This window comes from Roseibacillus persicicus (assembly GCF_014651675.1).
Lineage (GTDB): Bacteria > Verrucomicrobiota > Verrucomicrobiia > Verrucomicrobiales > Akkermansiaceae > Roseibacillus > Roseibacillus persicicus.
This window is the reverse complement of sequence record NZ_BMXI01000009.1, coordinates 24,819-37,442: the sequence shown is the minus strand read 5'-3', so window position 1 is coordinate 37,442 and position 12,624 is coordinate 24,819. Positions and strand designations below refer to the sequence as shown.

Genomic DNA, 12,624 nt, shown 5'->3' with positions numbered 1-12,624 from the left:
AATGGCAAAATCACGGCTTTGGAGACGTATACCTGTATACCACCCCACCCGTGTTTTTCGCTTTGTTTTCATTTCACTCACAGACCCGGGCCAAGCAACTTTGCAAGTTGTGGCCGCTCTCATTGACCCTCGCCAGCCCTGTCGGCGCCGAGATCGATTTCAGTCGCGATATCCAACCGCTACTCTCCGAGAATTGCTACTTTTGCCACGGCACCGATCCCGAGCATCGCGAAGCCGATCTGCGTCTGGACATCCGCGACGATGCCATCGAAGCCGGTGCCATCGTGCCGGGAGATCCCTCCAAGTCGGAAATTGTCAGTCGCATGCGTCTGGCCCCCGATCATGAGGATCTGATGCCTCCCAAGAGCTCTCACCGCACCCTGACCGACGATCAAATCACCCTTTTGGAGAATTGGATTCGCGAGGGAGCGGAATACTCCGACCATTGGGCCTTCACCCCCCTCCCCGAGCCCACTGGACGCTCTATCGATGAAATCGTGGAGCATCGATTGGAAGAAAGAGGACTGAAGCTCAAGCCCCAGGCCGACCCGCATCACCTCCTGCGCCGCCTCACCCTCGACCTCACCGGTCTCCCACCGACCCCCGAAGAGATTGAAGCCTTTGACCCGAACAAGGTCGAGGAGGCCATCGACCGTCTCTTGGCTAGCCCCCGCTTTGGCGAACACATGGCGGTGCCTTGGCTCGATATCGCCCGTTATGCTGACACCTACGGTTTCCAACAGGACCTTGATCGATTTGTCTGGCCCTATCGCGATTACGTCATCGAGGCCTTTAATAAGAACAAACCCTTCGACCGCTTCATCCACGAGCAAATCGCCGGAGACCTTCTGCCCGATGCCGACCATGAGAGCCGTCTCGCGACCGCCTTCTCCCGCCTGCACCAGCAAAAGGTCGAGGGTGGTTCCGTCGAAGAAGAGTTCCGGGTAGAATACATCGCAGACCGCTTGCAGACCTACGGCACCGCCTTTCTCGGTCTCACCATGGAATGCTCGCGCTGCCACGATCACAAATACGATCCCACCACCGCCAAGGACTATTACTCTCTCTTCGCCTTCTTCGACGATATCGACGAGGCGGGACTCTACTCCTACTTCAACCCCGAAGCAGTGCCCACTCCCGCTCTCCCCCTCTTGACGGAGGAAGAAAAAGAGAAGATGGCGGCCCTGGAAGCAGCCGTGCGTTCTGCAGAGGAGAAAGTGAGCGCCCTTCAGTCGCAATCATTGGCCGAGGCTCCCGGTAATCCAATCCAGCTCCCCCTCCCCAATGAACTGCTACATCTCACCTTCGACGATCCCAAGACGGTAGGTGCCAATTCTTCCGTTCCGGGAAAGAACCAGAACGCGATTCAGCTCACCGGCGATGATGCCTTCACCACTCAGGTTGGAGACTTCTCACGCGAACAACCCTTTACCGTTTCCACTTGGATACAAACTCCCGACGTGAAGGAGCGCGCGGTCATCTTTTCCCGTTCCAAGGCGTGGACCGACGCGGCGTCACGAGGCTATGAACTGCTCCTCATCGACAATCATTTGCAATGGTCACTCATCCATTACTGGCCCGGCAATGCGATCTCGGTAAAGACCGAACAAGCACTTGAACCCAATCAATGGTATCACGTCACTGTCACCAATGATGGCAGTTCAAAGGCGGCCGGACTCCAGGTCTTCATTGATGGCCAGGCTGCTGAAACGAAAATCATTCGCGACCAGCTAACCAAGGAAATCAAGGGAGGCGGCAATCCCCACATTCACATTGGGGAACGAATGCGCGATCGGGGATTCAAAAAAGGCCTCGTCGACGACTTTCGGGTATTCGACCGCCAGTTGACTACCATGGAAATCTCGGCCTTGGCACGAACCGAAGCGATTGCGCTGGACCACGAGACTCAACTCGCGCGCACCCCGGAATACCAGACCGCTTTGTCTGAACTTCAGACGTCCCGCGCAGAACTCTATCAGGCCCAAAACTCGGTGGTCGAAATCATGACCATGATTGAGCTGCCCGAGCCCAAGCAAGCCTACATTCTCAATCGGGGCGAATACAGCAATCGGGGCGAACCCGTGGACCCGGCCTTCCCGGCTTTTCTCCCCAGTTTGGGAATCGAACCTCCGGCCGACAAGCCTCTCAATCGCCTCGACTTGGCCGAATGGACCACCCATCCCGACAACCCACTGACCTCGCGAGTGAACGTCAACCGAATCTGGCAATCCTTCTTTGGACGCGGCCTCGTCGGAACTCCCGAAGACTTTGGCATTCAGGGCGAGTATCCGGAGTATCTCGAGCTCCTCAATGAACTCTCCGCCCGCTTCATCCAATCTGGTTGGGACTTCAAAGCACTGGTTAAAGAGATTGTGTCCTCCAAAGTCTACCAGCAGGCCTCACTCGCCAGCGCTGCGGAATTGGAAAGCGACCCTGAGAACCAACTGCTTGCCCGGGGTCCACGTCATCGTCTCTCCGCAGAGGTCATTCGTGACCAGGCCCTTTACTCCTCAGGGTTGTTAGTTGAAAAATTGGGTGGCCCGCCGGTGAAGCCCTATGACCTCTCCGAGTCCTTTAAGCCGAACGAGCCTGACACGGGTGAAGGCCTTTACCGCCGCTCGCTTTACACCTACTGGCGACGCACCGCCCCCTCCCCCGCGATGTCCGCCTTTGATGCCGGCAAGCGGGATGTGTGCGCCGCCAAGCGCGATACCACCTCCACCCCCCTGCAAGCACTCGTGCTCCTGAACGGAACCCAGTTCGTCGAGGCCGCCCGCCATCTGGCGGAAACCGTCTTTGCGGAAGAACCCGATTTCGCCGAAGGGGTAAAGAAAATCTTCTTCACTCTGACCTCCCGCCAGCCGGACGAGACCGAAGTCAAGATCCTGACTCAACTCTACGAGGAGCAGCTCGCCCACTACCGCAAACATCCCGATGAAGCCAAAAGCTTCCTCCACCAAGGTCAGGCCAAACCCCGGGAAGCAACTCCCGAACTCGCAGCGCTGACCGCTCTGACGCAAGCCCTGATGAATCTGCACGAGGTGAACATTAAATCATAAGTTCCCCATCGACTCCAAAAACCAAACGACTCCCATTTCCTCAGAATATTCCGCGACTTCCCAAGCCGCGCCACCCAGCCAATCATGAACCGCCGCGAACTCCTTCGAAACACCACCATGGGCTTTGGAAGCCTTGCCCTGAACTCGATGCTTGCTGCCGAGAGCCAGCCCAACAAGCTCCCCCACCTGGTGGCCAAGGCCAAGCGCGTGATCTTCCTTTTCCAAGCAGGGGGCCCCTCCCAAGTCGACCTCCTGGACCCCAAGCCTCTGCTCAACAAGCTCCACGGCGAGCAACTTCCAGATTCCGTCCGCGGTGGTCAGCGTCTGACAGGCATGTCGGGCAACCAATCCTCCATTCCCCTCGCCGGCTCCCCCTTCAAGTTCGCTCAGCACGGTCAATCTGGTCAGTGGTTCTCCGAAATTCTGCCGCATACTGCGAAAATCGCGGATGACATTTGCGTGATTAAAAACATGTATACCGAGGCCATCAACCATGGCCCCGGCGTGACCTATCTCCAGACCGGCTCCCAGATTGCGGGCCGCCCCTCCATGGGTGCCTGGACCCAATATGGACTGGGAACCACCAACGAAGACCTCCCGGCGTTCGTGGTGCTTGTCACCAAGAACAAGAGCGGGCAACCACTCGTCTCTAGGCTCTGGGGCTCGGGTTTTCTTCCTTCCGAATATCAAGGGATTCGTTTCCGCTCGGGCAAAGACCCAGTACTTTACCTCAACAACCCCGAAGGCGTCTCGCCCCAAGCTCGCCGACAGCTTCTTGACCGTCTCTCCGACCTCCATTCCCATCAACATGCCCTCGCCGAAGAACAAGCCATTCTCGACCGCATCCAGCAGTATGAAATGGCGTTCAACATGCAGTCCAGCGTGCCCGAGGTCGCGGACATGAGCGACGAACCCCAGTCGACCTTCGATCTCTATGGAGAAGAAGCCCGAAACTCCGGTTCCTTTGCCGCCAACTGCTTGTTAGCCCGCCGCCTCGCAGAGCGCGGGGTGAAGTTCATCCAACTCTATCACCAGGGCTGGGATCAACATGGTGGATTGAAGGGCGGCATCACCCGTCAATGTCGAGAAACCGACCAGCCCTCCGCTGCCTTGGTGCAAGACCTCAAGCAGCGCGGAATGCTGGAGGACACGCTGGTCGTCTGGGGCGGAGAGTTCGGCCGCACCAATTACTCCCAGGGCAAGCTCAATGGAGATAACTTCGGTCGCGATCACCATCCTCGTTGTTTCACGATGTGGATGGCTGGCGGCGGGGTGAAAGGCGGGATGTCTTACGGGCAAACCGATGACTACGGCTACAACATCGTCAATGCCGATGGGGTGCCCATTTCCCCCACCAAGCACCACTACACCGAGGATGCGGTTCACGTGCACGACCTTCAGGCCACCATGCTGCACCTCCTCGGTCTTGACCACACCGCCCTCACTTACAAATTCCAAGGCCGCCGCTTCCGACTCACCGACGTCCACGGAGACATCGTGAAACCTATTCTCGCTTAGAGAATTACGATATCGTAAACATTCCCCAAATGGAGACTCGCGGCATCTTCATCCGAAACTCGGAGGGAGAAACACGGAAATTTCGACTTTCAAGACAACCTAAAGAAAGTTAGGCTATAACGCAGAAAAAAGGGATTTCCGGTTTTCCCTTCGGCTTGCCAAGGCGCTAAAGCTAGGTGCGCTTTTTTCGTGACGCAGGCCTATGAAGACGCGATTCAACTTTCGACACCTTGGACTTCCGGCGGGAATGCTGCTGGTGACAAGCTTGAATACCTCGGCGGTCGACCTCGATGGCGACGGGCTCTCCGACCTTTGGGAGCTCAACTTCGGGGCTGAAGACGAACCCGCCAACGGTGACCCCGATGGCGATGGCTACTCCAACGCCGAGGAGTCGCTCGCAGGCACCGACCCGTTTTCCGCTACCAGCTTCCCCGACCTCGGCCCCTTCCGCATCGCCCCCGGCGGCAGTCCCCTCTCCTTTGACTTTCCGACTGAGGCGGGAAAATTTTATCAGCTAACCGAATCCGAAGACCTGCTGAGCTTTCGCCCCTTTGGCCCTGCCATTGCGGGAGATGGCGAAGCGCAATCGGTCACTTTGCAAAGGCTCGCTCCCTCGACAAGCTCGGGCCGGGTCCTCCAGAGCTTTTGGTCGAATCTCAGCGGCACCGAGCTGAGCACCCTCACCGACCTCCCCACCTTTCCCGAACAACCGGATGGACACAACGAGCGATCGACCTTCGAAACCCAAGCGGTGAAAGGGAGTGGATTCGGAGTTCGCTTGCAGGCGCTGGTGACGCCGCCCGAAACGGGGAACTACACCTTCTCCCTTTCCGCCGGAAGCCCAGCCAAGGCCTACCTGAGCAGCGGCACCGATTCCAACCAGTTCGCGGACTTGGCCGAGGTTTTTCCCGCCCAAGACGACATCCTGCCCAACCAGTGGGACCGCTATTCCTCGCAGCGCTCCGCTCCGGTTCTTCTGACGGCAGGCGAGAGCTACTTGGTGGAAATTCATCACCTTTCCCTCGCGCCGGAGGACCATTGTCAACTGGCGTGGACGGGCCCGGGAATCACCGCAACAGCAGTCATCACCTCGGACTATTTAGCAGCTCTCCCGCTGCTTCCAGCACCGAGCAGTCGGGAAGACCTTATCCTCCACGACTACGACACCCAGACCGGCCCCCTCTGGCCTGCCAACACCAGCATCGTCCCCGCCCCCGCTGGCATGGAGGGCAATGCCGAACAGATTCTCGATGACCCGGGGAACCTCGCCGCCGAATCCATTCTCTTCCCCCAACCAGTCACCGACCACTTCTATGCCACCTGGCTTTTTCGGATGGGGACCGGCCATGACGACGTGCACCTTTTCTTCCAAGGACCGGACACCAGCCAGGAAGGTCCGCGCGTCAATATGGAAGAGCGCAACGACTTCACCACCGTCGCGGTTCGCGCGGGAGGCAGCTATGGGGTCCGGCAGATCGAGGTCGATTTCGACACTACCTATCGGGTCGAACTGGTGGCCTCGCTCGAGACCCCCTTTACCTATCAACAAGGCCTCTCCACCCGAACAGTCGCGCCGGATACCTTCGACATTTATGTTACCACCACAACGGGAAAACTAGTTGGCAGCGAGCTGGGCCTCACCTTTCGGGATGAAGGTGAAAACGTCATCACCTCGATGGACCGGATGCGGGCGGTGGGAGTGAGCACCCCGAACATCGTGGTGGATTCGTGGGAAATCACCGATGGCAAGATTGCGGGCAATGGCATTTTGCGAAGCAACATCCCGGACTTCACCCTCGCTGCCGAGCGCCAGTTTTTTCAGCTTCAAATCAACGACCGAGATCAGGACGCCGATGGCTTGAGCGATTGGGAAGAACAACTCCTCGCCCAGCACCAGCCCTTCCTTTTCTTCGATACCGAGACCACCGCTGGAGTTTCTGATTCCGCCGCGATGAGTTCGCTGCTCGCTAACAATACCGGAACTCCCGTTATCTCGCTGGCGGCCTCCGACACCACCGCCTTCGAGGACAACAGCCCGAACACCAGCGAAGACCACGGCTCAATTCTCCTCACCCGAACCGGAACCTTGGCTCCGGTGACCATCCAGCTCTGTGTCGCTCCTTTGGAAAATACCGGAGGCACCGCGACCGTCTGCGATGGCACCTGCTGTTCCCTCGTCGGGAGTGCGGGCGATGAAGAAGCGGAGGTCGAGGACTACCGCCTTCTCGACGCCGAAGGCAATCTCGTCACCGACACCGTGAACTTTGCCTTGGGCGAAATGAGCAGGACCCTCACCGTCGTTGCCACTCCGGATAGTCTCAACGAATACCCCGAAACCCTCAACCTCGCGGTCGCGCCCAGCGAGGACGCCAGCTACGAGATTTCCGAGACTCTCAACGGAGCCTCGATTCAGCTTTTCGACCTCGCAGACAATCCCGCCAACAACGCCATCTTCACCGGCAGCTTTAGCCAGGATGGGAACGCGGTCGTCGCCACCCAGGGCTCGGGCTTCACCACCGCGATTCTCAATGGGCCCCGCACCAAGCTCTTTCTCACCAACGAGTTTTCCAACCTGACCTCCGTCCAGCAGGACTCCCACGTTCACAAGTCCAATTCCGGACCAGCGCCCGGGGACATCATCTACTCCATCACCAACGAACCCGGAGGGGAGTCGCTTCCTGCCCCGGCTTCCGACCCCTACTTGGGCTTTCTAACAGATTACGAATGGGACCTCACCGAATCGTCGGGTGCGGTTCCCACTGCGGGAGGAGCCGCTTCCAAACAAGTCATCATCGACTCCCTCTTTGCCCAGAACGGCGAGTCCCCGCTCTACCTGAACATCCACACCGTCGACAATCCTGCGGGCGAAATCTGGGCCTTTCTCAATCTCACCGGAGGCTCCATCTCCGACCCCGAAGCGCCCGCTGAGGCAGCCTTGGCCGGTTCGACCGAATACCCTCAACTCTTCGGCGAAGAGCTGGAAGCCGAGGTGCGCCGCTTCCTCAATCAAGCCACCTTTGGGGCCACCGATGCGCAAGTCGCGGACTTGGTCGCCATCATCGAGACCGCCCGCCTGACTGACGCAAGCTATCACCGGGCCACCGCCTACGAGGACTGGATCGACAACCAGATGAGCCTGCAGCAGACGTATCTGTTAGACTATCACCTGGCGACGGACTTCCAGTTCATGGCGCTCAACGGAGCCTTTGACCCCGAGCGCAATCCCCCCGTCGAAGCCCACCCCACCCCCAGCCGCCCCGCCAGTTGGCCCACCGTCGATCGCAGCAATCCGGACCCCGAGAAATGGCATCTCAGTGGTCCCTACCCACTCACCCGTGACGACGTCCGGCTCGCGGAAGCCAATGAGTTGCGGGTGGAGCCCAACAACCGCGAACGCCGTCACGCCCATTGGCAGATGATGTTGAATGCCCGCGACCAGCTGCGGCAAAAGACCGGCTTTGCCCTCCAGCAGATTGTGGTGGTCAGCGCTGAGCTCACCGCCATCCGCAACAGCCCCTACGCGGCCAGCAACTATCAGGACCAGCTCAACACCCGCGCCTTTAGGCCCTATCGGGATGTTCTTGGATATGTGAACTGGAGCCCCATCATGGGAAAATGGCTTTCCAGTCTGGGCAATCAGAAAGGACTCGATATCGATGGAGATGGCACCGACGACATCTCGCCGGATGAAAACCTCGCCCGCGAAAACATGCAGCTCTTTTCCATCGGGCTCTTCAATCTCTGGCCCGACGGAACCCTGCGACTGGGTCCAGACGGGGCCCCGAACAATACCTACAACAACGACGACATTCGCGAGTTCGCCAAGGTCCTCACCGGCCAGAGCTTTTCCGTGGACAACGACCGGGAAGTGCCCTGGGGAGGAGTCCCCTTCGAGAGTCTGGAAGAAAACACCAACTTCACCCGCAACCAGAATCAGGCCGGCCTCTTCGAGATCAAATACAACTACCCGATGAAAATGTTCGGGGACTACCACGACCGCTCGGTCAAGAGCTTTGCCGGGGTCACCATCGACAACACCGATCTCACCGATCCGACCGAACAAGGAATCGCCGACATCGAGGACGCCCTCGACTGGCTGGCGGGCACGCCCGGGGACGGAAATCCGGACTTCGACATGGTCCACAGCCATGGCAGTACGCCCGCCTTCATCTCCTTGCGCCTCATCCAACGCTTCACCACCTCCAATCCCTCCCGCAACTACCTGCATCGCGTAGCCACTGCCTTTCAAGAGGGAGAAGGAGATCTGGCAGCAACGGTTAAAGCGATCCTGTTAGACCCCGAAGCGCGGCAACTTGATCCCACCAACTCCACCTTCGGACTCAAGCGCTCTCCCCTGGAATCCTACCTGCAACTCGCCCGTTCGCTGGAAGTGGTCAGCTACCTCCCATTGGTCGATCCCGCCAACGAATATCCTTTCGACACCGCTCCCGGTGATTTTAGCAACAGCGACTTGTTCCTCGACAACTTTGGTCTTTCCGCCGGGCAACTGGCTAACCAAGAACGCAATCATCGCTTCCTGCAGAACAACACCATCACCTCAGGCACGACCGGCTTGCAGATGGTCCCCTTCCGCCAGGAGACGGTCTTCAATTGGTATCTCCCCGACTACTCCCCCAGCGGGCCCATCTCGGATGCCGGTCTGGTGGCGCCAGAGCTTCAGCTGGCCAACGAGCCGGACGTCATCCGCAACATCAACTATCTGCAATACCTTCTGCGAGGCGGCAATGGTCTCTACGTGGATTCACTGGGAGGATCGAGCGCGACCCAACAATACGCCCTGGGCTCCGATGAGACAGTCAACAACAACGACAACATTCGTCTCGACCGCGACAAGTGGGTCGCTCTCCTCTACCCCGCAAGCGAGCCCCTCGCCACCGATACCCGCAGCTCGGAATCCCTCGCGGACGAGCAACTGGTTGACGAGCTGGACCGGCGGTTGACCTACGGCTTTTTGAAAGCCAAATATCCCTACGACCCGTCGGATGACGATGACCCCAACAGCGCCGGAGAGGATGATTTTCTGAAAAATCCCCGCGAGCTCATCATCGACGCCATCACCGATGGCCACGGCAATCCTTACAGCGGGAACAACGATGAGAGCGACAAGCGGGGCAAACTCATCGACGCCCTTTACCTCCTCAGTGTCAGCCCCGAGTTCCAGATTAAAAAGTAGCCGCTCTGTTCCATGTCCGATTCCTATCAACTCTCCCGCCGCAAATTCCTCGCCACCGGTTCCTGCGGGGCCATGGGCATCGGCTCGCTGGTCAACACCCTGGCGCAACTTCAACTCATCAACTCCGCAGCAGCCGCCTCGGGGCCCGGGGGAAGCGATGTGGTTGGCGACGATTACAAGGCGCTGGTCTGCATCTTTCTGCGGGGCGGTTGCGATATGAACAACGTGCTCATCCCCGTGGCTGGAAATCCCCAAGCGGCCGGTTACACTGCCGATCGCAATGTGGTGGGAGTTCGGAATGGGGTGGTCGATTCCGTGCTGAATCCTGCGGGCGAAAACGACACCCTGCCCCTCACCGCCGCAGGTGACCCCTTCGGTCTGCATCCTTCGCTGGTTAACTTGCAGACCATGTTTAATGCCAACGAGGCGGCCTTTGTGAGCAATGTGGGTACCCTCGCCGAGCCCACCACCCCGACCACCTACACCAGTGCCTCTCTCCCCCGACAGCTCTTCTCCCACTCCGACCAAGTGACCGAGTGGATGTCCAGCATCGCCGACCAACCTTATCGCTCCGGCTGGGGTGCGCGCGTGGCGGATCTCTATCATGCCAACTGGAATCCCCAGAGCCAGACCTCCATGCTCATCACCGCGGCGGGCAACAACCAGTTTTTGAATGGCGGCAGCTTGGCCCAATATTCGGTGACCTCCGCCGGTGCCATCAGCTTGGCGGGCTTTAGCAGTGGTGGGACTCCCTACGGCGGAGCGTTGGAAGGCGATGGCAGCTATCGCACCAATTCCACTGGCAATCGCCTGAAAGCCCTCGAGCGCATCATGGCCTACAGTCACGCCAACATCCTGGAGGACGGTTACAACACGGTGGTGGAACGCGCGCGCGACAACGAGGCTATCGTCACCGAAGCCTCGGAAGTGGCCACGGGACTCGGGTTGGACCTCGATGCTCTTTTCGAAAATGCCGACAGCAGCATCGGCGACGAGCTCAAGGCCATTGCCAAGCTCATCGCGGGTCGCAAATGCCTGGGGAACAAGCGCCAAATCTTCTTTGTGGACTACGGCGGCTTCGACAACCATCAGGATATCAACGCGGACTTGGGTGGCCTTCTGAGTAATCTCGACAACGCCATCGGGGCCTTCAACGAAGCGCTCAAAGCCCTCGCTTTGGTCGACTCCGACTTTGCCTACGACAAGGTCACCACTTTCCAAGCTTCGGACTTCAACCGCACCTGGACCCCGAACAGCGCCGACCCCACCACCGCGGGCACCGACCACGCCTGGGGCACGCACACCTTCCTCTTTGGCGGCGCGGTAAACGGCGGACAAATCTACGGAACCTTTCCCGAATTGGCAGTGGGCGGTCTGGTCGATGTGCCCAGCGGCAGTCGAGGTCGCTGGATCCCGACCACCGCCGTCGACCAATACTGTGCGGTGCTCGCCAACTGGTTCGGCGTCCCGGCGGCGAGCACTCAGATGGGAGTCATTCTACCCAACCTCGATCGCTTCGCCGATCCTTTCTCCGCCGGAAGCGGTCTCAACTTTCTCTAAATCGATGAATACCAACAAACGAATCGCCGTCGCTGCCGCCGTGGTCTTCCTCGTGGTCCTCACCTTTCTCAGCGGAAGATTTCAGCCGGACGCCAAAGATACTGCCGAGCAACCCTCGACTCCACCCGCCGAGGGAACCGTCGAACAAAACGACGAACCCAAGCCAACCGTCGATCCTCGAATCACCCGCCTGGCAGATGGAAGAACAGTCCTGAACGCGTCCGCCGACCGAGCGAAGAAACTCTATCAGGATGCCGACCCGCAGCGGGACTTGGAAATCGTTGCCGATATTCTCACCCACTACCTTCAGGTCTTTCGTGAAAAGCCGTTTGGGAGCGAAAACGCCGAAATTCTGGCTCAACTGCTGGGCGAGAATCCGAAGCGAATCGCCTTTCTCTCCCCCGATAGCCCTGCCCTCTCCTCCCAGAATGAATTGCTGGATCGCTGGGGCAGCCCCTTCATCTTTCACCCTCTCACCACGAAGGCCATGGACATTCGTTCCGTCGGACCGGACCAGATCCTGTGGACGGACGACGACCTGTCCCTGCCCTTTGAGACCTTGGAGAAAGAGCTCCAACTCCAACCCGGCGAAGACCGGATTTAAGACCGTCTCATTCAACTCAACACCCCAATCCCAACCCTGTTCTCTCTCTATTCCTGCATGAAGTCCCCCGTCTTCTCTTTTCCATTCATTGGCCTCCTTTCTCTCTTTTTGGTATCCTGTAGTTCACAGTCCCCCACCTCTTCGCCTCCGGCGAGCGGCAGCTCTCCCGCCACGAGCAAGAGCACTGCCAAGTTGGAAAACGAGACCTTCTACTACGTCAATGGGTTCCGCGACTCCAAGGGACTCATCGAATTCAAGAGCCATCCGGGTCTCAAGAAACTGGCCGAAGAGCATTCGCTAGCGATGCTAAAGCGTGGTGAGATGGAGCATTTCGGTTTCGAGAGTCGGGCCGCCTATGCCAACAAGAAGTATCAATTGCCAGCGATGTCCGAAAACCTACACCATTACTGGAGCGACAATCCAAGCGCGGAAAAAATTGTCCGTCAATGGATTGAGTCTCCTCCCCATCGCAAAAATCTAGTGGGATCCTATAACTATGCCGGAGTCGGAATTGCTCGCGAAGGAAATCAAACCTACAGCACCTTGCTGATGGCGAGAGGCTATTCCAATATGAATTCTCAGCGAACCGGCCCCTATCTCGAGATGTGATCCCACGCCTCCCCCGAACAGGTGAGAAGCGCAACATACTCAGAGACAGCATTCTAGCAACACCGCAAAACCCTTAACTC

Annotated in this window: 6 protein-coding genes; all 6 read left to right on the top strand. The window is 58.5% G+C overall.

Annotated features, from left to right (window positions below; all coding sequences use genetic code 11):
* Nucleotides 1–50: 50 nt before the first annotated feature.
* The 6 genes from IE099_RS11200 to IE099_RS11175 all read left to right on the top strand — a co-directional run bounded on the left by IE099_RS11200 (nt 51) and on the right by IE099_RS11175 (nt 12,544).
* Nucleotides 51–3,059: a DUF1553 domain-containing protein gene (locus IE099_RS11200; RefSeq protein WP_189570024.1), complete on the top strand. Its 3,009-nt coding sequence runs from the start codon at nt 51–53 to the stop codon at nt 3,057–3,059.
* Between the two features lie 84 nt (nt 3,060–3,143).
* Nucleotides 3,144–4,577 (top strand): DUF1501 domain-containing protein, encoded by a 1,434-nt coding sequence (locus IE099_RS11195; RefSeq protein ID WP_189570023.1) that lies wholly within the window; start codon nt 3,144–3,146, stop codon nt 4,575–4,577.
* A 202-nt stretch (nt 4,578–4,779) separates the two neighbouring features.
* Complete coding sequence (locus IE099_RS11190) at nt 4,780–9,771, top strand: DUF1800 family protein (protein WP_189570022.1); 4,992 nt, start codon at nt 4,780–4,782, stop codon at nt 9,769–9,771.
* 12 nt (nt 9,772–9,783) lie between these two features.
* Nucleotides 9,784–11,331, top strand: a complete 1,548-nt coding sequence (locus IE099_RS11185) for a DUF1501 domain-containing protein (RefSeq protein WP_189570021.1) — start codon at nt 9,784–9,786, stop codon at nt 11,329–11,331.
* Between the two features lie 4 nt (nt 11,332–11,335).
* Nucleotides 11,336–11,935 (top strand): hypothetical protein, encoded by a 600-nt coding sequence (locus IE099_RS11180; RefSeq protein ID WP_189570020.1) that lies wholly within the window; start codon nt 11,336–11,338, stop codon nt 11,933–11,935.
* Between the two features lie 57 nt (nt 11,936–11,992).
* Nucleotides 11,993–12,544, top strand: coding sequence for a CAP domain-containing protein (locus IE099_RS11175; RefSeq protein WP_189570019.1), 552 nt, complete (start codon nt 11,993–11,995; stop codon nt 12,542–12,544).
* Nucleotides 12,545–12,624: the final 80 nt, after the last annotated feature.

Bases quoted from the DNA above. Each gene is read 5' to 3' on its own strand.
- IE099_RS11180 (WP_189570020.1), top strand. From the start codon at position 11,336: ATGAATACCAACAAACGAATCGCCGTCGCTGCCGCCGTGGTCTTCCTC.
- IE099_RS11185 (WP_189570021.1), top strand. From the start codon at position 9,784: ATGTCCGATTCCTATCAACTCTCCCGCCGCAAATTCCTCGCCACCGGT.
- IE099_RS11190 (WP_189570022.1), top strand. From the start codon at position 4,780: ATGAAGACGCGATTCAACTTTCGACACCTTGGACTTCCGGCGGGAATG.
- IE099_RS11195 (WP_189570023.1), top strand. From the start codon at position 3,144: ATGAACCGCCGCGAACTCCTTCGAAACACCACCATGGGCTTTGGAAGC.
- IE099_RS11175 (WP_189570019.1), top strand. From the start codon at position 11,993: ATGAAGTCCCCCGTCTTCTCTTTTCCATTCATTGGCCTCCTTTCTCTC.